Source organism: Paractinoplanes brasiliensis (assembly GCF_004362215.1).
GTDB classification, from domain to species: Bacteria; Actinomycetota; Actinomycetes; order Mycobacteriales; family Micromonosporaceae; genus Actinoplanes; species Actinoplanes brasiliensis.
In genome coordinates, this window is sequence record NZ_SNWR01000001.1 from 2,258,773 (window position 1) to 2,281,354 (window position 22,582).

The following is a 22,582-nucleotide window of genomic DNA, read 5'->3' on the forward strand; positions in this document are numbered from 1 at the left end:
GCCAGATTATGCGGACTTATGACCGTGCGACGGCAAAAGCCCGGCCGGGTTTTCGCTCAGAGGTACGAGCCCTTCTTGTACTCTTCCCAGCTCATGTTCCAGTCGGTCCAGCCGTTGCCGTTCTTCAGCTTCTCCTCGGTGCCGGTGACCGTGATCGGGTCGCCCATCATCGTGCGGTCGAAGAGCCAGGCGCCCATCTTCTCCGACACGTTGACGCAGCCGTGCGAGACGTTGACCTTGCCCTGCTTGCCCTCGGACCACGGCGCGGAGTGGATGAACTGGCCGCTCCAGGTGATCCGCTGCGCGAAGTCGATCGGGGTCTTGTAACCCTCGCCGGCGGGCAGCTCGTCGGTCGTGTCGAAGATCGTGTGCTTCTTCTTCTCGATCACGACCATCGTGCCGCTCGAGGACGGGGTGCTCTTCTTGCCGAGGCTCACCGGGATGGTCTTGATGACCTTGCCGTCCTGCTTGACCGTCATCTGCTTGGTCTTGTTCGAGACCGTCATGACGAGCGAGCGACCGATCTTGAGGTCGACGGTGAGGTCGGAGCGCCCGTAGTAGCCGTTGCCCAGCGGCACACCCTTGAGCGCCACCTTGTAGAAGACCTTGGACTGCGCCTTCCAGTAGACCTTGGGCCGGTAGTGCACCTCGGTCGGGCTGGTCCAGTGCCAGATGCCTTCCTGCGCCGGGGTGGCCGTGACCTTCATGCGGCGCTCGACGTCGTCGCGGTAGCTCTCGGGGATCGCACGGCCGAACCGGATGATCAGCGGCATGCCCACGCCGACGGTCTGGCCGTCGCCCATGAAGCTGGTGACGCGGATCTCCTTCGACGGCTTGGCCATCGTGGTGAACTCCGACGTCGCGGTGTTGGTCTTGCCCTCGGCCCGCGGGCCGGTGACGGTCACGGTGATCTTGGAGCCGTAGGGCAGGGCCTTTGCCGGGGTGAACGTCTTGGCATCCTTGTCGAGGGTGCCCTCGATCTCGGCGCCCTTGGCGTCGGTGACCTTGACCTCGGTGTTCTCCGGGTCCTCGCTGGTGAACTTGATCGGGCTGATCGCGACGACGCCGGTGGCGCCGGCGGCCGGCTCGGTCACCGCGACGGTGCTGGGCAGGGCCTCGGGCGCCTTCTCGGGTCCGGCGCTGCTGCCGGGCTTGGCGTCGCCGCCCTCCCACGAGGAGGACTTGCTGTCGCCGTCACCGCAGGCCGAGGTGAGCAGCACGCTCGTCGCGGCCAGCGCGACGACGGCCTTCTTGAATCCCCAGGTCTTCATGGTCCCCTCGCGGCGTCTTCGGTCCCGGCTCGGTCCCGTTTCTGGTCCCGTTCTTCTTGGTCCGGGGCCCAATACTGCCTCTATCTTCCCCGGTCACCAATCCCGGAATCGTGCCGCGCTGCCCTCTCATGTGTGCAAATTGGACGCATTCGCCCCATATGCCGCATCGGTCACTTCAGCGACGCCGGCACCGGCAGGGCGCTGCCCTTGACGAACTCCGCCCAGGGCTTGTCCCAGGGTGTCCAGCCGTCGCCGTAGCCCAGCTTCTCCTCAGTGCCCTTCACGGTGATCGGGTCACCGATCAGGGTGCGCTCGAACAGCCAGCGCGCATTGCCGGGTGACACGTTCACACAACCGTGGGACACGTTCCGCCGGCCCTGCGCGCCCACCGACCACGGGGCGGAGTGGAGGTACTGCCCGCTCCAGGTGATCCGCTGGGCGAACTCGATGTCGGTGACGTAACCGTCCGCGCCGTCGGTGTCGGTCGTGTCGAAGACGGTCTGTTCCTTCTTCTCCATGACGACCATCACACCGCTGACCGACGGCGTGCTCTTCTTGCCCAGGCTGACCGGCATCGTCTTGATCGTCTTGCCGTCCTGCATCACGGTCATCTTCTTCGAGGCGTTGTCGACCTTCATCTCGAAGGACCGGCCGATCTTGGCGGTGGCCGAGCGGTCCCGGTCGCCATAGCGGCCCCCGCCTGTGGGCAGGCCCCCGACCGCGATCCGGACAGCGAGCGTGGTGCCCGGCTTCCAGAACTCGGGGCCGCGGTAATAAGCCTGAGAACCGTTGGGAGTCCACGACCAGACGCCGGGCTGGGCCGGGCTGGTGCTGACGAACATGCGCCGCTGCACGGCCGCGCGGTCAGCCTTCTTGATGCCCGGGCTGAACTCGACGACCACCGGCATGGCGACCCCGTACGTCCGGTCGTCGAACAGGTAGAGGCCGGTGCCGGTCTTCTTGCCCGGCTTACCCATGGTCGTGAAGCTGGTGGTCTGCGTCGTCGTCTGCCCGTCGCCGGCGGTGACCACGACGGTGGCCGAGTATTTCTGTTTCGGGCTCAGCGTCTTGCCCGGCACCCAAGCGGTGCCGTCGTCGCGCAGCTTGCCCGGGACGACAGCACCCTTCTCGTCCTTGAGCGTGACCTCAGTGACCTTGCCCCCGGCCAGCTTGAGGCCGATCTCGGTGCTCAGCGGCACGCCGGTCTTGCCGGTGGCCGGGGTCAGCGCCAGGCTGACCGGCACCGTGGCCGACTCGGTCTCTTTGTCCGTTCCTGTTCCCGCGCTCGGGTCGGCGCCGGCGCTCGGCGTGGCCACCCACGCGCTGCTGCCCTGCTTGCCCCCGTCCTTGCCGCACGCCACGAGCGCGACCGGCGTGATCACCGCCATCGCCACAACTGCCACGAGCGTGCGCCGCATCCTGGACCTTCCCCCTCGACAAGTACGCGGGGACATCCTGCCCCATGAATGCAAGAGATCGAGTCCTCCGTACGGGTGGGGCAGCCCACCCGGGGGCGATTTCCATGATCGTCCGGGGGCGTGCTAACGTTTTCTCCGTTGCCGACGAGCGCCGCTAGCTCAACTGGCAGAGCAGCGGACTCTTAATCCGCGGGTTGTAGGTTCAAGTCCTACGCGGCGCACAGCTTCATGATGGCCCTGACCAGGTGTTTCACCTGAGGTCGGGGCCATTTTCGTTGTCGGGGTCGCGGACGGGATGCTCGGTGGCTGCTCGGGAGCCGTTGGACCCGGCGCCCGCGGCCACGGATTCGTGGGGGGATCGGCGGACGACTTGAGGTTCGGGGAAAGGCACGCCATCGTTCGTGCACCCGGCGACCCGGTACCGCGGCGGGCCTGCGGGTCGTGTTGCTGCGGCAGCGAAGCCCGGGCATCTCGCACGAGGTGCCCGGGAACGTGGCTTTACGTGAGCCGTCCGCCGGCGAGGTAGGCGGTCTCGCTAGAGGTGCGGGCCCGCAGAGCTGCGGAGATACGCGGGGCCACGTTGGCGGGCAGCCGCGCCGCCGCTTCCCTCGGGGGCAGGAAGGCCCAATCGTCCAGCTCGTCAGCGGCCAGGGTGAGGGCGGCGTCGGCCGGGATTTCGCCGCAGTCGAAGGTGAGGCTGATGATCGCCCGGGTGCGTTTGCCTTCCGGTGGGGCCCAGTCCACGACTAGCAGGCTGTTGGGTTTGACGGTGAGTCCGAGTTCCTCGTGCAGCTCGCGGGCGCAGGCCTCGTGGGGAAACTCCCCCGCTTCCACGTAACCGCCCGGCAGTGACCAGTCGTCTCGGTAGGTCGGCTTCACCAGGAGGACGTGGTCGGTGCCGGTGGCGGTGATCAGCCCGGCGGCCGCGGCGTGGAAGGCCGGCAGTTGGGCGTACCAGACCTCGGGCTCGACCCAGGTGCTCATGGGTCGACGGTAGTGGAGGCTCACGCGGCGGAGGCAGTCGTGTTGCCGTGCACCTCGAGGAAGTCGGCGACACAGGTGACCGAGCGATGCGGTGTCAGCACCTGGACGAGTTCTGCGAGCCGGTGCCTGACGCGCCCGGAGCTGACCGTCCGGCCGTGCTGGATGGCTTCATAACCGTGGTGGCACGCCTCGTCGAGGTCACCAGCGGCCGCGTATGTGGTGGCGAGTAGAGCGGTATGCAGCGCTCGGGTGCGGAGGTTGCCTGCTGGGACGTCGAGTGCGGCGGGTCCGTGGCGGATGGCTTGGCGGTGTAGTCGCAGGTCGCGATGGCAGCGCAGGGCCGCGCCGGCGAAGTGTGCGGGGCTGAAGTAGCCGGCCCAGCCTGGCGCGTCTCCAGGGCGGCCTTTGGCGAGCGCGCGGGCGGCCTTGGCCAGGGCTGCGGTGCAGGCTCGCCGGTCGCCGGCTGTGGCGTGGGCGCTCGCTTCGGTGGTGTGCAGGCGGGCGAGGACGGAGGCGGGTGCCCGTCCGGCGCCGTCGAGCGCGGCGCGGGCGAGTCGTACGGCTTCGGGGCCGTGGCCGAGGTAGACGGCCTGGGTGGCGAGGTTGGCCAGCAGGTGGGCGCCGTAGAGCGAGTCGTCGGCGGCCTTTGCCAGGCGCAGCGCGGTGGTGAAGTGACGTTGGGCGGCGCCGTGTTCTCCGGCGTCGTACGTCATGAACGCGAGTTGGCCGGAGATGGTGGCGGCGGCGGTCATCAGCCGCCGTCCGACCGTGTCGGTATAGCTGCCGTGCAGCATCGGGCTGACTTGCCGATGGAGGAAGTCGCTCATGATGCGGCGGGTGTGGTGGGCTCCGCCTCCATGCTTGCGGTCAAGATCGGCGAACTGGTCGGCGAAGATCTGCAGTGCCGCGATGTCCGAATCGAGGAGGCGCCTACGCCCCTGGTGGGCGACCGTGGCGTCGGCGGAGTCGTAGCGCCAGGCGAATCCGGTGTTCAAGGCTGCTGCGACGACGAACGGGGTGGTGGCCAGGAGGGCGCCGCGCTGTACGGTCAGCCTCCATAGCCGGCTCCCGACGTCGACGGCTTCGTCCGGTGAGCCGGGATAGTGCAGCCCGACCTGTCTGTCCTCGCCTCCGAGGCCCAGGTCGTCGATGCTGATCGTCCGACCGATCCGGCGGGTCAGGACGGTACTGATCAACTCTTGGATGCGCCGATCGGGGCAGCGTCCTCGGAGCCGCCAATAGACGGTCGAGGCGTCGTAGCACAGGTGCGCCTGGTCGCGCGCCGCGTGGTTGACCTGCCGGGCGAACGCGCCGTGCGCGTGTTCATATCCGGCCTCGCGCAGCAGAGCTTCGAGTTCGTGGTTCGTCGCCGGCCGCGCCATCGATACCTCCCGTCCCGATACGGTCACGATACGTGTTCAGACATGATCGTTGGGACACGCGCAACCCCGCACAACAATGCTCGCGGGTCAGCATCTCGGAGCAAGACTCGCGTGCTTCCGAGCACGCCCTGGCGGCCGGTGTCCTGGAGACAGCCGCATCAACGCGGAGACACACTCCAGGAAGGACTCCCGTGATGACCACTTCGACTCAGACCCCGATCAAGTCGCGTGTTTGCTGGCCCGAGGACGGCCCGGAACAGGCCAAGTCCGGCCGTAGCCTGGTATCAGTCGAACTGTTCGACCGCCTGGCCTGCCGCATCCGGCTCGAACACCCGGAGTTGGCCGCCGGCATGGCGGAGCGGATCCTCGACCAGGCACTGGCGTTCCTCGGCACCTGCGCCGTCTCGACGGAGCCGATCGGCCCTTCCGAACTCGTCGATATCGGATGGCACACGTTCATCCTGCACACGGCCGACTACGCCGACTTCTGCGACCGGATCGCCGGCCGATTCATCCACCACGTCCCGGACGAGCCGGACGGCGGGGCGGGGTCGCCGCTCGCCGCTTCGGTCGCGGCGATCCGGGCCAGCGGTTTCACGCTCGACCGAGCGCTGTGGTCCTCGGGCGCTGAGTGCACGCAGTGCTATGCCGGATGCACCGACAGCCCGACGCGCTGACCAGCCAGGGCCTCGCGCTGTGCCCGTCGCCGTATGCTGAACAGCCCGGCGACGGCACCGCGTGGAGGCTGATGGCATGCCCCGCTGCTCATGGCACGACCTGCCGCCCGATTTGCACCGCGCCGTGGAGGCTCGTGTCGGCCCCGTGACCGGGGTGCAGGATCTAGCAGCAGGGTCGGCGGCCCACCTGGTCAGCGTTTTGACGACGGCAGAAGGCCAGGTCTTCGTCAAGGGCGTCGGCGCCGGCACCCGCGCCGCGGTCATCCAAGGCCGCGAAGCTGCCATCAATCCCCACCTCCCCCGCGGATGCGTCCCGCGTCTGCGCTGGACTGTCCAGGATGAGGGCTGGCTCTTGCATGGCTACCAGTACATCCCCGGTCGGCACGCCGACCTGTCTCCAGGCTCCGGGGATCTACCGCTGGTGATCACGACCCTGAACGCGGTATGCGCCGCGCTGTCACCGTGCCCTGATCTCGACGTACCAGTGCAGCGCTTCGCCGACCGGTGGGCAGGCCGCATCCGCGCGGAGTATGTCGAGGGTGACACGTTGGTCCACACCGACCTCACGCCTCGCAACTTGCTTGTGGACGGCACACGGGCTTGGCTCGTCGACTGGGCCGGGCCCTGCGTCGGAGCGCCGTGGATCAGCGCCGCATTTCTCGCCGTACGGCTCATCCGTGCCGGCCACCACCCGCGAGACGCCGAGGTTCTGCTCCAAGATGCGACCGCCTGGAGCGTCGCGACGCCCGAGGCCCTCGACGCGTTCGCCGAGGCGTCGGCTCGGCTATGGCAGCAACGCGCCATCGAAATCGGCGCACCGCACCATGCCCCGCTCGCCGAGGCCGCTCATCGCTGGAATGAGTACCGGACCGATGCAAAGCTCGTCCGAGGTGCTCAGCCAAGCGCGTAGCGCAAGTTGGCACACTCGCACCGTCCTGGACGCTCCGGGCCGCAGATGGACACGAGCGGACGGGCGCGGACAGACCCGCGTCTGCGCGGACGCTCGGCCTCCGCGTCCATGACCGCACTCGGAAACAGGGCTGCCGAAAGCCCTTGACATGGGCTTTCGGCGGAGAGGTACTGGATACACGTTCCCCGTGCGGCTGTTGCTTGCCGGGCCACATAGGTCGATGCCGGGGCGCCCTGTCGGGCGCCTTTCGTCGTTCAGGGCCCGGAATCCGAGCCAATCGTCGACGCGAGGCCGACCGAGTGCCAGGAGGACCACGATGAAGGATCTTCTTCCGGCGAGTTGAGCCGCAGGCGGGGCCTCAGCTTGCCCCGACGTGACGAGTTCGGATGCCCGACCGGGCCCTGGGCTCCTGAGTTGCATCGCCGTCGATGTTCACCGTTTTGACACGACCACGTAGGCCGCGATCGTGGCGATGTCCGCTGCCCACGTCCGTCCGATCGCAGTTCTTTGACAACTCCACAGTGGATGAATCCTGGCCGCACTGGGCGGCCCGCCCAGCCGGGCGTAACCCGGCACGGTGGCCCCTGCCCGACGCGAAGGGCAGCGGTCGCTTTGTACCACCCGGTGCCGCCCTCCGGTGACACCGGCAAAGCCTGAACCCTCACCAAGGAGTTTCTCTTGCTCTCCCAATCCTTGCCTCCAGCCCTACCTGCGGGTAGTGCTGACAGATCCCGGCTTGACGCCCGTTCGGGAGTCCTGCTTGCCGTCCGCGTTGACGTCGGTCTTCAGCCGGACCCCCGGACCGACTTCTCCCTTGTTCTCACAACGCAGGTCACACCGCCTGTCAGCATCGTCGGCTTGTCCTCCGACAGACCCTGCATGGTCTCGGGTCTCTCCCCCCGGGACCACCTCCCCGGACGATCCGGGCCTGGTGCGCGCCTACCAGCCTCGGATCCGGCCCGACGGGTACGCCGAGTGGGTCGAGCACGGCGTGACGGTCCCGGTGTTCCTGGAGTACGACACCGGCGGCGAGCAGCTGCCGATCCTGGTCGACAAGCTGTACGGCTACCGGGACCTCTTCGCCAAGATCGGCCGGGTGTGGCCGGTGCTGTTCTCCCTGCACTCCGCCACCCGCGAACGAAACCTGCGCCGCCTGTTCGCCGACGAGCCGCCGGTCGTGCTGGTCGCGACCTGCGCCCGCGACATGCTCGAAACAGGTGGCCTGTGCCCCGCTGACGCCGTATGGGCGGCCGGGCACGGCGACGCCGGCCGCCTCCGGCTGGCCGATCTCTCCACCTTGACGGCCAACCTTCGCCACGGCTCGGAAGGCGAAGCAGCATGAGCGGCCTGTACCCGTCGTCGGAGTCCCGCCGACGCCTCCACGAAGGCGCTGACAGAAACCCGAGCGATCTGTCATCGCACGGGCAGGAACGGCTCTGGCCGCCCCGACAGAGCCCTGACAGATCCGAGCCCTTCCCACACCTCCTCAGCAGAGGTACCGTCCCGCGCCTTCCCTGGCCCGGCACGGCGAGAAGCGCCAGCCTGATCGCCGTCGCGCTGCGGGCAGGTCCGCGAGCCGGCGGTCCCCACGCCGCCGCGAACCTAGAACCTCAACCTTTGTTGAGGTCAAGTCGTGACCGATGGCAGGAGGCAACGGCGCCCAAGGGGTTGCTGAGCATCGGGAAGGTGAAGGTCAGCTTGCGCATGGCTCCCATTGACGGCTTTGCGGTCATGCGACCCGGCGGATGCAGCGGACGGCGAGGTAGAGCAGCAGGGCGGCGAGGGCGACGAAGATGCCCGTCTCGATGCCCTGGAACAACCAGAACCGGGTTCCGGGCTGGTAGAGCTGCCAGTTGTAGGCGCCCGAGGTGATGCCGAGGTCGGCGCCGCACGCGGCGCCCGGTCCGGTGGCGTCGGGCGCGCAGGCGATTTGCGCGCCGGCCGTGATCATCTTGCCGGAGGCGTCGCGGATGCCGTACGACAGGATCCAGTCGCCGGCGGCCGGGTTGGTCTGCTCGGTGGCGTCCTGGAGCGGGAAGGTCACGACGCGGGCGGGCAGGTAGTGCGGCCGGGCGAGCGTCGTCAGGGCGAGACGCAGCCCGAGGAACCCGACGAGAGTGGCGGTCATCGCCGGCAGCACCTTGGGCCAGATGGCGCCGGCGAGGATGCCGAGCGCGACTGCGAAGATCGTGTAGCCGATCGGGGCAGTGCCCTGCATGTCGAAGAAGAAGGTGTTGAAGCGGCCGTGCTGCCCGGCTTGACTCATCGGTGTCAGCCACCACGAGACACCCAGTCCGTAGACCGTCGAGGCGACGAGGGCGACGGCGCCGGCGAGCCCGAACTTGACCAGTGCCCAGCGTCTCCGGCTGACGCCCTGGGTCCAGACCATGCGGTGGGTGCCCTGCTCGATTTCACGGGCGACCAGCGGGGCACCCCAGAACAGCCCGACCAGCAGGGGCAGGACGAGGAACAGCACCCCGATCATGGTCATCACGCCGTACTGGCCGTTGAACTGGATGGACGCCTTGCCGCAGGTGTCGGCTTCGGCCGGGATCATCGAGGCTGAACCCAGCGCCCGGACGCAGTCGTCCATGCCCAGGTCGGCGAAGGTGTGGCGCATGGCCAGACCGGTGGGGACCATGAACACGGCGAGCAGCGCGAGGCCGATCGCGGCGAACAGTAATTGCTTGCGGTGCTGCCGCCAGGCGAGCCAGATCATGCCGGCACTTCCCACGCGGTCTGCGGCCGGGAGTCGGCGTCGCCGAGGTAGGCGAGGATGAGGTCTTCCAGAGTCACGTCGTACGCCTTCCATGCCGAATCCCGCAGCACAGCGTTCGTGCGGACCAGCAGCGTGGACTGCCGATCGGTGTGCTCGGCCCGCATCACCTGCGCGACCCCCGCGGGCAGCCGGCCGTCGCCCCGGGGGCCGGCGAGTTGCCGGTGCTCGGCGAGCAGGGCGCTGACGTCGCCGGCGAGCTTCACCCGCGAAGCGTGCAGCACGATCAGGTAATCGCAGGTGCGTTCGAGATCCGCCAGGATGTGCGAGGACAGCAGCACCGTGGTGCCCGTCTCGGCGACCACGCCCATCAGCGCTTGGAGGAACTCGCGCCGGCCCAGCGGGTCGATGCTGGCGACGGGTTCGTCGAGCAGCAGCAGCCGGGGGCGCTTGGCCATCGCCAGCGCGAGGGCGACCTGGGCCCGCTGACCGCCGGACAGCTTGCCGACCGGCTTGTCGTGCGGGATGCCGATCTGCGCCAGCCGGCGGTGCGCCAGCGCCGTGTCGAAGCGCCGATTCAGTTTGGCGCCCATGGTGAACAGCTCGTCTGCCGTGAAGTCGCGGTACAGCGGTGTGTCCTGTGCCACGAAGCCGACGTCGGACAGGACGGCGATGTCGTCGTACGGCGCCCGGCCGAACACCCGCACCGCGCCGGCGTCCGGCCGCAGCAGACCGACCGCCAGGTGCAACAGGGTGCTCTTGCCCGCTCCGTTGGGACCGACCAGCGCGGCCACCCTCCCCGCCGGAAGACGCAGCGAGCAGTCCCGCAACGCCCAGGCACTGCCGTACCTCTTGCCGAGCCGGTCAGCTTCGAGAACGATATCCATCCGTAACCCTTCCATCCTGCTCACGCGGTTGCGGGTTTCAGTTCTACGCAGACGGCGGTGTCAGGACGGTGTCGCCAGGTGACACCGTCCTGACACCCACGCGGTGGCATGGTGGGGACCATGCGCGTGCTCGTGGTCGAGGATTTCGAGGTGCTGGCCCGCACTGTGGGGGTCGGGTTGCGCCGTGAGGGCATGGCGGTCGACGTGGTCCTCGACGGCGAGGCGGCCCTCGATCACCTGGCCGTGACCAGCTATGACGTGGTGGTGCTCGACCGTGACCTGCCGGGCGTGCCCGGCGACCAGGTGTGCCGGCGGATCGTGGACGAGCACTCGGCGACCCGGGTACTGATGCTCACGGCGGCCTCGACGGTGAAACAGCGAGTCGACGGCCTGGGCCTCGGCGCCGACGACTACCTCGCCAAGCCCTTCGACTTCGCCGAGCTCGTCGCGCGGGTACGGGCGCTCGGCCGGCGGCCTGGCACGGCCGTGCCACCCGTCCTTGAGTACGGGGAGCTCACGCTCGACCCCGGCCGGCGGGTCGCGACACGCGACGGACGCCGGCTGGAGCTGAGCCCGAAGGAGTTCGCCGTCCTGGAATGCCTGCTCGCCGCACACGGCCGGCTCGTCCCGGCGGAGGATCTGCTCGAACGGGTCTGGGACGAGGCGGCCGACCCGTTCACCACCGCGGTGAAGACCACCATCCGCCGCCTGCGGACCAAACTCGGCGACCCCGCGATCATCCACACCGTTCGCGAGGGCGGCTACCGGATCGGCGAACCGTGATACGCCTCCGAATCCCCCGGCGGAGCCTGCACGTTCAGCTCACGCTGCTCTACGCCGTGCCCTTCCTGATCTCCGGCGTCCTGCTGCTCGCGATCCCGCTGCTGGGCAGCAACCAGGCCACCCCGGCGAACCCGGTCGCTGAGAACCCCGCCGGCGTCCCCGGCGACGGCGGTCACCTGGACCGGCAGTTCAGCACCTCGGCGTGGACCGTAGCCGCCATGGTGGTGGTCTCGCTGCTGCTCGGCTGGTTCGTCGCCGGCCGGTTTCTGCGTCCGCTGCGCACCATCACCGCCACCGCCCGGGAGATCTCCGTCAGCGACCTGCACCGCCGGATCGGCCGAACCGGTCTGCACAACGAGTTCACCGACCTGTCCGAGACACTCGACGACCTGTTCCAGCGGTTGCAGGCCGCTTTCGAGTCACAGCGGCACTTCGTCGCCAACGCCTCGCACGAACTGCGTACCCCGCTGACCGCCGAGCGGACGGTGCTCCAGGTCGCGCTCGCCGACCCGGACGCCACCGCCGAGAGGCTGCGGGCGGCCTGCCACGAGGTCCTCGCGCTCAACGGCCAACAGGAACGCCTCATCGAAGCGCTGCTGACCCTGGCACGCGGCGAACAGGGCCTCCAACTGCACACCCAGCTCGACGTCGCCGGCGTCGCGGCCGAGGTGGTGGCCGCCCGACAGCAGGATGCCGGCCGGCGAGGCATCCAGATGCACACCGCCCTCGATCGGGCACCAGCGACGGGCGACCCCGACCTGATCGAACGCCTGGTCGTCAACCTGGTCGACAACGCCGTGCGGCACAACACACCGGGCGGCTGGGTCGAGATCAGCACGACGAGCACGGCGACCGGCGGCGCCATCCGTGTCAGCAACTCCGGCCCGACGGTGCCGCCCGGTGAACTCGAGGCGCTGTTCCAACCTTTTCGGCAGATCGGCAACAGCCGGACCAGGCAACCCGACGGACTCGGGCACGGACTCGGTCTGGCCATCGTCCGAGCGATCGCCGACGCGCACGGGGCGACCCTCGACGCCCGGACCCGAGTCACCGGCGGGCTCGACATCGAAATCGGGTTCCCGGATGAACGAGCCGTCGACTGATGATGCTCTGCGGCATCCACCACGGCCAGGTGCTCGCCCTGCAGCGCGACGCGATGCGCTGCTGCGCGCTTGTTACACCGCCTCACTCGCGGTGGCCACAGGCGTACGGTTACGTTCCCGCGGATCACGTCCGGCGTGTGTGGACGGCCGCTCGACGCCGCCCGGCAGGCGCTGGCCGCGCCGGCGGGCACCGGGGCATTGTCGAGTCCGCCCGACTGGTCCTCTTTGACGAACAGACCCGCCATTGCCGAGCGCGTCCGAGCCGATTCGCTGGGTGACGAGACCACAAAGGACCGGCCTAGGATGAGGCTCAACGACGGGTGACAGGGGGATCACGCCATGTCCGACGAGCCGCGCATGTTCACGCCGACCGAGCCGACAGATGACGCCGCGGCCGGCCCACCGGCGCCCGCCCGCATCATCGAGCTGGCCGCCGGTTTCATGGTCTCGAAGACCCTGTTCGCGGCCATCGAGGTGGGACTGTTCGCGGCCGTCGCGCCCGACGGCCGGACCCCGGCCGAGCTGGCCGAGCGATGCTCCATTCCCGAGCGCAGCGCCCGCGCGATGGCCGACCTGCTGGCCGACGCGGGCCTGCTGGTGCGCGACGGCGGCCGATTCCGCAACGCGCCCGACGCCGAGGCGTTCCTCGCCGGGCGGGGCCCGTTCGACCTGCGGCCACTGGCCCGCTACTGGGATCTGGTGAGCTACCCGACCTGGCGGCACGCCACCGAGGCGTACCGCACCCGGCGCGGCCTGCGGCCGCAGCTCGACAAGACGCAGACCGAGGCGTACGAGTCGGCCGTCGCGCTGGTCACCGCCGAGACCGCCGCCGACCTGGCCCGCGGCTACGACTTCGGCCCGCACCGGCGGCTGCTCGACGTGGGCGGCGGCTACGGCACGTTCGTCAAGCCGATCCTCACCGCGTACCCCGGTCTCAGCGCGACCCTGGTCGACCTGCCGGAGGTGGCGTCGGCGGTCGCCGCGGAGGCGGCGGACGGGCCGCTCGCCGGCCGCCTCACCGCCGTCGGGCAGAACATCTTCGCCGAGCCGCTGCCCGGCGGGCACGATGCCGTGCTGGTCGCCAACGTGGTGCACCTGTTCCCGCCCGAGCAGATCGCCGAGCTGTTCCGCCGGGCGCGCGCGGCTGTCGCCCCCGGCGGGCGCCTGCTGCTGGTCGACTGGTGGCGCACCGACGTGGCGCCGCACCCGTCGGCACGGTTCGGCGCCGGCGAATTCCTGATGATCAGCGGCGGCGACCTGTACCAGGTGGACGAGGTCGCCGACTGGCTCGGCGCGACGGGTTGGCAGTTCGCCGGCCTGCACGAGCTGCCACCGCCCTCCGGCCTCATCGTGGCCGCGCCGGCTTGACGGCGTGGTCCGGCGCGCCGCCAGCCCGGCGGATGGGTCGGTGCGACCGTACGGGGTGCGTCGGTACCCGGCCCGCGGGGCGGCGGCCATCCGGCGGGCCAGGCTAGACACAGCAGAGCGGCAGAGAACGGCAAGCCGCGACGGGCCGCCCGACAGGAGAAGAAATCAGGTCTTCGCCCGGCGGACACAACCGCTTGACCCTGTGCTCCACCGGGTCGTCCACCGTGAGCGCATGCTCCGATTCGCGGCCCTCGGTGACTCCGTCACCAGCGGGTACGGCGATCCGATGCCCGGCGGCGGCTGGCGCGGCTGGGCGGCTCTGCTCGCCGAGGCCCTTCCCTGCGACACGTCCTTCCACAACCTCGCCGTCAGTGGCGCCCGCGTCGCTGACGTGGCCGAGCGGCAGTTGCCGGTCGCCCTCGAGCTCCGGCCCCACCTGGCGTCGGTGCTGGCCGGCATGAACGACACCCTGCGCGGCGACTACGACCCCGGCGACTTCGGGCACCGGCTCAACGCCGTGGTCGCGGCCCTGACCGCAGGCGGCGCCACGGTGCTGACGGCCCGACTGCCCGACCCGGGCCGCATGTTCGGCCTGCCAGGTGTCATCGCCCGTCCCCTGGGCCGCCGGATGGCCGCCCTCAACGACGCGGTCGACGAGATCGCCCGGCGCCACGCCACGATCCACGTCGACCTGGCCGGCGGCTCGGCCTACACCCGCACCCATTGGAGCGTCGACCGCCTGCACCCGAGCGAGGTCGGCCACCGCTTCCTGGCCCACCGCTTCGCCTCGGCCCTGCTGGAGGCGGGCCATCCCGTACGGCGCCTGCCCGGCCTGGCCGCCACCAACCCGGTGCCGTCCCTGAGCGAGCGGGTCTGGTGGATGGCCACCAAAGGCAACCAGTGGCTGCTGCGTCGCTCCACCGACCTGCTGCCCACCCTGGTCCAGCTGGCCGCCCGCGAATGGCGGGCCCCCGGCGGGGAGAACGCGCTCGTGGCCCACGAGGCAACCGATCAGCGTCAGTCCGCGCCGGCGTCCACCAGCGGGGCGGCCGGGACCTCGGCGCGGAACGGGACGGACAACAGCAGGCCGACGCTGATCCAGACGTAAGTGTTGCTGCCGATCGCGGCCAGGAAGCCGTCCGCTCCGGCCCACCAGAGCCAGACCACACTGCTGCTCAGAATGACGTAGACGGCGGACAAGGCGGCCAACCGGCGACGGGAGCCGGACCGCAGGGCGGCGTCGGTCAGCAGGAACAGGGCGGGCAGCAGCCAGACCAGGTGGTGCACCCAGGTGACCGGGCTGATCAGGCAGGCCAGGATGCCGGTCACCGCGAAACCGGCCACGTGGTCGGCCCGCTGGACGCGGAGGAACCAGACCGCGATGGTCAGGGCCACCGCGGCCAGCCAGAACGCGGACGGCAGGTCGAGGCGGGCCACCACGCCGCGCAGGGACTGGTTCGAGACGTATTCGAGGCGGCCGACCCGGTCGGTGTCCCACAGCGCGCCCAGCCAGAACTGGGCCGACGTGGCCGGGGCGACCAGGACGGCCAGCAGGGTGGCGCCGGCCGCGGTCCCGGTCGCGACCGCGGCCGCCCGGAACTGGCGGGTGACGATCAGGTAGCCGATGAAGACGATCGGCGTCAGTTTGATCGCGGAGGCCACGCCGATGAAGACGCCCGCCCAGCGCCGGCCCGCGGTCAGGGCCCGCAGGTCGAGGCAGACCAGCAGAAGCAGGGCCAAGTTGACCTGGCCGAAGCTGAACGTGTCGCGGGCAGGCTCGAAGATCAGCACCGCGAGGAACGCCAGCGAGCAGGCCATCCACAGCGGCCGGCCGTGCCGCCGGACGACGGGGGCCACGAACCAGCGCAGCAGAACGACGACGGCCGAGGCGTTGACGAGGAGGCTGCCCGCCACGGCGACCGGCCAGCTCGTCAGCGCGAGCGGGCTGAGGACCAGCGCGGCGAACGGCGGATAGGTGAAGCCGTACTCGGTGTTGCCGTAGAGGAACTCGTAGAGCTCGCCGCCGTCGAGCAGCCAGTAACGCACCGCGCCCCGATAGACGCCCAGGTCGAAGAACTCCCGGAAGGTCGGCACGGTCACCAGGAACACGCCGACGGTGACCGCCGCCACCGCCACGACCACGATTTGCCCGTACGGGCTCAGCAGCCTTCTCATCTTCAAGCCGCCAGCCGGGTGGCGGTGGGCGCGGCCACCAGACGCACGCCGGCGAAGGCGACGATGCCCAGCAACACGCCCAGGGCCGCCAGCAGGAACCGCTCGGCGTCGGCGGCGAACCCGTCGGGCAGCACCACCAGCACCAGCACCGCGCACGCGGCGGCCAGCAGACGACGGACCCAGCGCTGCCCGGCCGCGGCGGCCAGTGGCACCAGCCCCCAGATCACATACCAGGGGCGCAGCGCCGGGCCGAACACGACCACCGCGACCAGCACGATGCCCAGGCCGTAGAGCGGGCCGAGCCGGCCGAGGCAGGTCCACACCAGACCGGCGACGATCAAGGTGGCGAGCACACCGAGCCAGCGCCACAGGTTCACCACGAACACGTCGCCGACACCGTCGTCGCGCAGGATCCCGGCGGTCCAGCGGCCGAGCACGTTGGTCAGCGACAGGTTCCCGGGGGAGATCGGGGTGTCGAGGGCGGAGATCCAGCCGTACCCGGTGCCCGCGATCAGCGTGAGGGCAGCGGTCACCGCGGCCGCCGTCGCCCCCACCACGGCCGAGGCCCGCAGCCGCGGGAACCGGCCGGGCAGTTGTGCCGCCCAGATCACCGCAACCGCCACCAGCCCGAGCGCGGCGGGGGCCTTGACAAGCGTGGCCCCCACGACCAGCCCGGTGGCGACGATCGGCCGACGGCGGATCGCGGCGGCCAGACCGGCGGCGAGCAGCCCAACCATCAGCGCGTCGTTGTGCGCCCCGCCGACGAAGTGGATCAGCACGAGCGGGTTGAGCACGGTCAGCCACAACGCCGAGGCCGGCGTGATCCCGGCCTCCCGGGCCAGGATCGGCATCATGTACGCGAGCAGCGCCAGACCCGCCACGGCCAGCAGCCGCATCATGATCACGCCGGTCAGCAGGTGCTCGCCGATCGATGCGGTCAGCAGGTTCGCCAGAAGAAGGAACACCGGCCCGTACGGGCTGGGGGTGTGCTGCCAGATCTCGGGCACCTGCGCGGCGAAGAACCCACCGAGCGCCGACGGCCCGGCCCGATAGACGTCGTAGCCGTCGCCGAGCATCACGCCCTGGGCGATGTAGCTGTAGACGTCCCGGCTGAACAGGGGCGGCGCGACCAGCAGCGGAGCCGCCCACAGGGCGAGGGTCGGCCACTCGTTGCGTGCGGGACTGTTCCTGGTTGCCCGGCCGTACCACCACCAGGCCAGAAGCAGCAGGGCCAGCCCGCTGTAGACGCCGACCAGCCCGATCCGCACGTGCTTGAGGCCCGCGAAGAACGGAATCCCGATCGGCAGCGCCCCCGCGCCGAGGCCGCCGAGCGCCACCAGGCAGGATCCGGCCAACCCCGTGACCCGCGCCGGCATGGCATGATCTCTGAGCACGGCAGCACCATTTCAATGAAGGGTGTCGCCGCGGGGACAGGATGCCGTCCCCCACATGACGGGCCGATGGCAGGGCAGCCGCCACCCGTGTCCGGTTCCGGTCCGAGGCCCCGATCATGCCGACCTCACCGCCGCCGACAACAAACTGATGGGCCTCGACCGCACTATCCGCAACCGTCCCGCTGTTCGCCTTCCCGCGTGAACTACTCGTTGCGGTGTGACCCAGCGCCTCCGTCCGGGTCGCCGCCATCGAGCGCTCCCGTATGGCCCGCGACGTGGTCCGGGTGGGCCTCGCTGCGGATGGCAACAGCCGGCTCGACAACGCCCGCGGGCTTTCACCCATTCGGTTGAAACCCCTATCGGGTACTCCTTGGCCGCAGACGAACCGCGGAGGGAAGTACTGGCGGTCCGGCACGTCTTCCTTGCGCCAAAGTTCCTGGGAGTTACGGCGAAGCGCCCATCCGATGGGCATCCCGTGACGTATACAGGTTGCACGGCGTTACGTCGACGTGATCTCCGCCCGGGAGGATGCACTCCGCTGAGGTCCCAGCCATGTCCCCATGACCTGAAGCGCGAGGCTGCCCGTGCTCGTAACCGAAAGTTTGCCGACCGCTGCCGGCACAGGCGGAGGCATCGACGCACCGTTACGGGCTCGCCTCGCAGCGACTATCCGGTTACGCACAGAGAGCTTTGGTTCGATCGCCTACGTGCCCGAAAGAGACCATTTCTACGCGCTCGACCGGGAGTACGGGTCGGCACTCCAAAGGTTAGCCACGGGAGAGGCACGCCCGGTTCGTCCCGCCCACCGCGAAATGGTGACCGCGATGGCGGAGGCCGGCATCTGCGAGACCGAGCCGCCGACTCCGCAACGAGCCTTCTACGGCCGTTCCCTGCTCGGCGCCTTTCCCGGCGGCATTCCGTCGATCAAGGCTCCCATGGTGGTCAACTGCTTCACCACGGCACAGTGTCCATTACGCTGCACATATTGCCACGCCGACGATCTCATGAAGTCCTATCGTGAGGACGAGAACTCGGATTGGATTGACGAGGTCATCCGGGTCGCGGCGGCTACGCCGGCCATGGTCGGGGTCGTGACCGGCGGCGAGCCGCTGGCCAGCCCGGGGAACGCCAAGCGCTTGCTCACCGCGCTGGCCAGGGATAAGGCGGTAGTGCTGGACACGTCCGGCGTGGGCGACTTCGGCAGTCTGGTGCCGGCGCTGCGGCATAACAACGCCCATGTGCGTTTCTCGCTCGACAGCGCGCACCCCTCGATCAACGATCGACTTCGCCCGATCAATCGGCGGCAGGTCCCCTTGGGCACCAGTTCGTTCCGAAAAGCGATCGAGGGCGTTCGGCTGGCCGTGAGCGAAGGAGTGGCCTGCAGCGTGCAGACCGTCGTGACGGCACGAAACTCGGATTCCGCCAGCCTCACGGAGCTGCGCGACATGCTTCTCGAGGCCGGGGTGCGCACCTGGGCATTGCACATCGTCGTGCCGGCCGGTAAGGCCGCTCAGCGACCCAAGGGGCTGTTGATCGGCGACGACGGGGTGGCCACACTTACCCGCCTGGTCGCCGACACCGCGTCTCAGCGCCTGCCCATCGACATTCGCGTGACCAGCACCCACCGTCAACCGAATTCGACGCTTCTGATCAGCGCCAAGGGGGAGCTGGCGATCCAGCGCCGAGATGGCGCCGGCAAGAAGATCCTCCGGGTGGGCCGGGTGATGGCCCGTCGGCGTCTGCTGCGGCAGTTCCGGCGACACGTCGACACCGCCGGACACGCCAGCCGCTATCTGAACGGCACGCTGGATCTCTATCCGAAGTACGTAACCGCCGGACTGCCGGCTATTACCGTCGCTGTTTGAGCCACTGGCTCGCGGCTTCGGCCACCATCACGCCGATCGCCTCATCGTCGCCCTTGTCGCGAATCACGCGGGCGGGAATGTCACCGGCGGCGCCCACCTCACGCAGCCACGGCTCGGCCAGGGCCAAACGGTTCTCGGCGCGGAAGACGGCGATGACTCGCCTGGCCGCCGCGAGGCGCGACGCTACGTCCCGGCGCTTCTCACTGTCCTCGGAGAGCCAGTGCCGGTATTCGCCGAGCGAGTTGGCACCGGCCAGATAAGCGACGAGGGCGAGGTCGAGGACCGCCGCGCACACCTTGGCGTCACGTGACAGATCCAGCACCGGTCCTTCGACGGCGGATGCGCTTGCGGCCATGACTCGAAGGTAGTGGGCGGAGAGCAAGCGCGCAGTGGTCCGGCCGGCCGATTGTCACCCGCACGATGCGCCTTTGTACAGGTCAGTGGCTCGACGTGCCAGCATCTCGAGGGCGTCGCCGCGCTCGGCGAGCGCGGTTGCGAAGGTGGCCCACGAGTCGATCACATAATCGCCGAGCGTAGGCAGATCCTGGCTGGTGAGGTAGGTCGGAAGCAACACAGCATTCTGGAACAGCCAGTGGATGTAACGGCCTTCATCCTCCCAGTAAGCCAAATCGTGGACCTGGTTCAGATGATCGCGTAACTCCGCCAGCGAGTCCCAGCGCACCATCCCCGACTCATGGGACAAGCTCTTGATACGTGGGTTGTAGAGCTGGCTGACCCCCATGCTGTAGAGCTGCCGCCACTGCTCCCAGAACAGGCCCTCGTCCCATCCGCTGAGTGTGATCACCGAGCTGGTCCGGTGCTCGTAGAGCAGTTTATGGAGATATGCGAAAATCGTCGTCGGCGTGAGCATGCGGTCGGCGTAGTGGCGCTGCAGGTCCTGGACGATCTGCTCAGCCTTCCCGGCGATTTCGTCAAGCTCGTACAGGGCCAGTTGTGGGACCGCCTTGATCGCGGCGAGCGCCGTGTACAGCGATTCCTGCCGCCCGTAGAACTTCCGGGCCACGCGCCACGGGTCGATCGGACGCAAGAGGGCCTCGTCGGCGGGCGGTCCGATCCCGTCGACGAACTCTGCGAGCGATTGCACCCGCACGTCGGCCTCCGGCTCGACGTGACCGACCCAGCGACGCAGATCCGCTTCGAAGGAGGGACGTGGGTCGTCGCCGGCGGGGACGCTCAGATCGTCCAGGGCGATGACGATCCGGGCGCCTCTGCTCGCCAGCGCACCCGCCACGAATCCTTGCACCATGTGGATTACCGACGTGCGGCGGCGCAGCCGAATCGGCCAGTAGACGACCTTTGGCGCACCGTCCGAGGGTCGGGACTCCGCTGCCCATTCCACCCGCCAGGCGAACCTGCGCTCCAACTCGCGAAGTAGAGCACGCGCGTCCGCCGGAGGCTTACTGTCCGGCTGGGAGACGAACAGGCGCTCCCACTTGGGATGACGCACTTGAACGTTCGGCTCGGACGGCACCGCGACCCCGAGCCCATCGGCGAGAGCGGGCAGCAGGCGGGAGTTGTCAACCGGGAATACATGGCTCAGCTGCGGGCAGTCGGGCAACATCGTAGGCACCGACGTGCTTTGGCCGTGCGAAAACCAGATCACCGGCGCCGGCTCCGGCATCGCCTCGATTGCCGCCCGGATCGTGCCCGACCGATCACTCGCGCCGAGCACGCACACCAGATCGCCCTCGAGCAGGGGAGCGACCGCCTGACTGATCGAGCGCGTGGCGTCCTCGTCGAGAACGTGGCTGAGGTGCGCCGCGGCGGACAGCGGCAGCGAACGCCAGAAGCCGTGCAGGTGATGGACGAGGACCGTGCCGTCGTCGGGATCGGCATCGTCCTCGCCGGCCAGGCGGGTGTCCGCGCGCCCGCCCGCCCGGCGGATCGCGATCTCCATCAGTGGATCAATGTTCGTCGTGAGGATACGTCGGCCGAACAACTCGGGGCGTGCGACGAGCAGCGCCCCAAGCGCCCGCACCGACGCCGGCATCCGCCATGACTTGTCGTCGTTCTCCAGGCTCTCGCCTACCTCGTACGTCATCGGCTGCCAGAACCCGCGGCGGCCCAGCGCCGTGGCGCGCGGGTCCTGCGGCCTGTACTGCAGCAGGACCGCCTGCTGGGCGATCGCGTCGAACTCGTCCGCCGAGAGCCAGCCGGTCAGTACCCTCCGGTACTCCGGATAGAGCGCGCCGGGCGACCGCCCGGCGCAGTCCTTACAAGCCTGATCGAGGGCCCGCTTGAGATCCCCGTCGTCGTTGCGCCCTTCCGCGAAACGGTTCGCCAGCTTGACGAAGTCGGACACCCGGGGAATGTGCTGATCGTCGAGTCCTGAGCCGACCACCAGCGTGACGCACTCGCCCCTGTCGTCCATCCTTTGCAGCCGGCTGATCAGGGCGGAGGCGGCCTGCTCTGTCACCCCGCGCTCCTCGTGAACGTCGCGCGGACCGCGGAGACATCGGCCACGCTCAGCTCGCCGTTGTTGATGAGCTGTTCCAGGCCACCGGGCCCCCATCCGAGATAGCCGCGGAAGATCCGCATTTCGGCCACGCGTTCGCGCACCTCGGGCTGCGCGTCGCTGAGCTGCAGAGAGCCGAGGTTGTCCCGGATCTCGGTGTACCGGATCGGCTTCTCTGCTCCGGACTTGATGCGGACCAGCGCGATGAAGCCGTCCCGGGCAAGCGGACCACCGTCGTACAGTCGCGGCGGCTGCGTGATCTTCGGTCGCCAGTGCCTCATCGACGGGTCCAGTTCCTCGCCGGGCCGGTTCAGACGTACGCCGATCGCGCCGGTTTCGTCGTGCCGCAGGACGAGCATCCGGACACCGCGTAGTTCGGGATCGGTGACGCTGTTGTTGGCGTCCAACACACACCCTGTCTTGTGTCGTCGGTTGATCCGGATGTTGCGCGCCAGCGGGATACCACCGCCCGAGTTGCTCAGACGCAGCTCCGGCCGCTGGTAACCGCCGTTGGTCAACCGCCCCTCCACCTCGTCGGCGATCGCCTGCAGGGTCAGCACGGGTGTGCTCAGCGCCGAGCCCGCGGTGAGAATGTCGAGCAGTGCACCGGTGAAGGCAGTGTTGCGATGCCCCGCCGGAGCAGTGGCTGCTTTGTTGGCGCCGACCGCCGCCCACAGGCACAGGTCCTCAGTGTCGTGGTGTTTGAGCCGGCTAGCGGCATCCGCAGCCGACACCACCTCGCGCCCGCCGCGCCCAGCGAGACAACAGTCGATTATGATCACCATGCGCTGAGTGCCGCTCTCCTCAGTGGCCTCTCGCAGCTTGGCGTACGAGACGGTCTTCTCGTCCGGGCGCCGCGGATCGGTGCCGGGCAGGGCGAGCATGAGATCGCCGGCGTGGATGAGGCCGTGTCCGGCGTAGTAGTAGAGCAACAGGCCGTCGGACGCGGTGGCGCTTGCCGCAGTGCGCAAGGCTTCGATGATGGCTTGCGGGTCGGTTTCGTCGGTGAACTCGGTGATGTGCTCAGGCGGCAGCCCCCAGATGTCCGCGTCGGTGAGTGCTCGACGCAAATCTGTGAGGTTGTCCTGGACCGACGGCAGGCGGTTCAGCTTGTCGAATTTCGATGAGCCGATCAGCACTGCGCGGGAGTTCGTCGGATTCGCCACGTCCATC

Annotated in this window: 19 protein-coding genes and 1 tRNA gene; 9 read left to right on the forward strand and 11 right to left on the reverse strand. The window is 69.2% G+C overall.

Going from position 1 to position 22,582, the window contains the following annotated elements:
* Positions 1-56 precede the first annotated feature (56 nt).
* A complete protein-coding gene (locus C8E87_RS09920) occupies positions 57-1,271 on the reverse strand; it encodes a L,D-transpeptidase (protein WP_133872813.1) in 1,215 nt (404 codons plus the stop codon).
* Between the two features lie 170 nt (positions 1,272-1,441).
* Positions 1,442-2,689 (reverse strand): L,D-transpeptidase, encoded by a 1,248-nt coding sequence (locus C8E87_RS09925; RefSeq protein WP_133872814.1) that lies wholly within the window; start codon positions 2,687-2,689, stop codon positions 1,442-1,444.
* A 148-nt stretch (positions 2,690-2,837) separates the two neighbouring features.
* On the opposite strand from C8E87_RS09925, the gene C8E87_RS09930 reads away from it, so the two are divergent.
* Positions 2,838-2,910: transfer RNA gene (locus C8E87_RS09930), tRNA-Lys, on the forward strand.
* A 277-nt stretch (positions 2,911-3,187) separates the two neighbouring features.
* On the opposite strand, the gene C8E87_RS09935 is transcribed toward C8E87_RS09930, so the two are convergent.
* Both C8E87_RS09935 and C8E87_RS09940 read right to left on the reverse strand, forming a co-directional pair.
* Positions 3,188-3,673 (reverse strand): NUDIX domain-containing protein, encoded by a 486-nt coding sequence (locus C8E87_RS09935; protein WP_133872815.1) that lies wholly within the window; start codon positions 3,671-3,673, stop codon positions 3,188-3,190.
* 20 nt (positions 3,674-3,693) lie between these two features.
* On the reverse strand, positions 3,694-5,055 hold the full coding sequence (locus C8E87_RS09940) for an NsdA family TPR-like regulatory protein (protein WP_133872816.1): 1,362 nt from the start codon (positions 5,053-5,055) through the stop codon (positions 3,694-3,696).
* Between the two features lie 194 nt (positions 5,056-5,249).
* On the opposite strand from C8E87_RS09940, the gene C8E87_RS09945 reads away from it, so the two are divergent.
* From C8E87_RS09945 to C8E87_RS45440, 3 genes are all read left to right on the forward strand, one after another.
* A complete protein-coding gene (locus tag C8E87_RS09945; protein ID WP_239079978.1) occupies positions 5,250-5,732 on the forward strand; it encodes a glycine-rich domain-containing protein in 483 nt (160 codons plus the stop codon).
* Positions 5,733-5,877: 145 nt separating this feature from the next.
* Positions 5,878-6,642: a phosphotransferase gene (locus tag C8E87_RS09950; protein WP_133872817.1), complete on the forward strand. Its 765-nt coding sequence runs from the start codon at positions 5,878-5,880 to the stop codon at positions 6,640-6,642.
* A 718-nt stretch (positions 6,643-7,360) separates the two neighbouring features.
* Positions 7,361-7,984, forward strand: coding sequence for a replication-relaxation family protein (locus tag C8E87_RS45440; RefSeq protein ID WP_275408983.1), 624 nt, complete (start codon positions 7,361-7,363; stop codon positions 7,982-7,984).
* A 387-nt stretch (positions 7,985-8,371) separates the two neighbouring features.
* On the opposite strand, the gene C8E87_RS09960 is transcribed toward C8E87_RS45440, so the two are convergent.
* Together C8E87_RS09960 and C8E87_RS09965 are read right to left on the reverse strand one after the other, a co-directional pair.
* The gene (locus C8E87_RS09960) at positions 8,372-9,361 is read right to left on the reverse strand and encodes an ABC-2 membrane transporter-related protein (protein ID WP_133872819.1); all 990 of its coding nucleotides are present in this window, start codon (positions 9,359-9,361) and stop codon (positions 8,372-8,374) included.
* Positions 9,358-10,245 carry an ABC transporter ATP-binding protein gene (locus C8E87_RS09965; protein WP_133872820.1) on the reverse strand — a complete coding sequence of 296 codons (888 nt, stop codon included), beginning with the start codon at positions 10,243-10,245 and terminating at the stop codon, positions 9,358-9,360. The genes C8E87_RS09960 and C8E87_RS09965 overlap by 4 nt, the downstream gene beginning before the upstream one ends.
* A 120-nt stretch (positions 10,246-10,365) precedes the next feature.
* Here C8E87_RS09965 and C8E87_RS09970 point away from each other — a divergent pair, with 120 nt between their 5' ends.
* The 4 genes from C8E87_RS09970 to C8E87_RS09985 all read left to right on the forward strand — a co-directional run bounded on the left by C8E87_RS09970 (position 10,366) and on the right by C8E87_RS09985 (position 14,607).
* Entirely contained in the window at positions 10,366-11,028 is a 663-nt protein-coding gene (locus tag C8E87_RS09970; protein WP_133872821.1) for a response regulator transcription factor, read from the forward strand.
* Positions 11,025-12,131, forward strand: a complete 1,107-nt coding sequence (locus tag C8E87_RS09975; protein ID WP_239079976.1) for a sensor histidine kinase — start codon at positions 11,025-11,027, stop codon at positions 12,129-12,131. The genes C8E87_RS09970 and C8E87_RS09975 overlap by 4 nt, the downstream gene beginning before the upstream one ends.
* Positions 12,132-12,470: 339 nt before the next feature.
* Positions 12,471-13,499: a methyltransferase gene (locus tag C8E87_RS09980; protein ID WP_133872822.1), complete on the forward strand. Its 1,029-nt coding sequence runs from the start codon at positions 12,471-12,473 to the stop codon at positions 13,497-13,499.
* A 232-nt stretch (positions 13,500-13,731) separates the two neighbouring features.
* Positions 13,732-14,607 (forward strand): SGNH/GDSL hydrolase family protein, encoded by an 876-nt coding sequence (locus C8E87_RS09985; protein WP_133872823.1) that lies wholly within the window; start codon positions 13,732-13,734, stop codon positions 14,605-14,607.
* On the opposite strand, the gene C8E87_RS09990 is transcribed toward C8E87_RS09985, so the two are convergent.
* Together C8E87_RS09990 and mptB are read right to left on the reverse strand one after the other, a co-directional pair.
* Positions 14,517-15,674 (reverse strand): glycosyltransferase 87 family protein, encoded by a 1,158-nt coding sequence (locus C8E87_RS09990; protein ID WP_133872824.1) that lies wholly within the window; start codon positions 15,672-15,674, stop codon positions 14,517-14,519. The two genes, C8E87_RS09985 and C8E87_RS09990, sit on opposite strands and share 91 nt — an antisense overlap.
* A gap of 2 nt (positions 15,675-15,676) precedes the next feature.
* Positions 15,677-17,068 (reverse strand): polyprenol phosphomannose-dependent alpha 1,6 mannosyltransferase MptB, encoded by a 1,392-nt coding sequence (gene mptB, locus C8E87_RS09995; protein ID WP_203720501.1) that lies wholly within the window; start codon positions 17,066-17,068, stop codon positions 15,677-15,679.
* Between the two features lie 824 nt (positions 17,069-17,892).
* On the opposite strand from mptB, the gene C8E87_RS10000 reads away from it, so the two are divergent.
* A complete protein-coding gene (locus tag C8E87_RS10000) occupies positions 17,893-18,933 on the forward strand; it encodes a radical SAM protein (RefSeq protein ID WP_166661133.1) in 1,041 nt (346 codons plus the stop codon).
* On the opposite strand, the gene C8E87_RS10005 is transcribed toward C8E87_RS10000, so the two are convergent.
* From C8E87_RS10005 to C8E87_RS10015, 3 genes are read right to left on the reverse strand one after another with little or no spacing between them, the layout of a single operon-like run.
* Positions 18,917-19,288, reverse strand: coding sequence for a hypothetical protein (locus C8E87_RS10005; protein WP_133872826.1), 372 nt, complete (start codon positions 19,286-19,288; stop codon positions 18,917-18,919). The two genes, C8E87_RS10000 and C8E87_RS10005, sit on opposite strands and share 17 nt — an antisense overlap.
* Positions 19,289-19,342: 54 nt before the next feature.
* The gene (locus C8E87_RS10010; RefSeq protein WP_166661134.1) at positions 19,343-21,370 is read right to left on the reverse strand and encodes an SIR2 family protein; all 2,028 of its coding nucleotides are present in this window, start codon (positions 21,368-21,370) and stop codon (positions 19,343-19,345) included.
* Positions 21,367-22,581 (reverse strand): YqgE/AlgH family protein, encoded by a 1,215-nt coding sequence (locus C8E87_RS10015; RefSeq protein WP_133872828.1) that lies wholly within the window; start codon positions 22,579-22,581, stop codon positions 21,367-21,369. Before C8E87_RS10015 ends, C8E87_RS10010 begins: the two co-directional genes overlap by 4 nt.
* Between the last annotated feature and the right edge of the window lies 1 nt (position 22,582).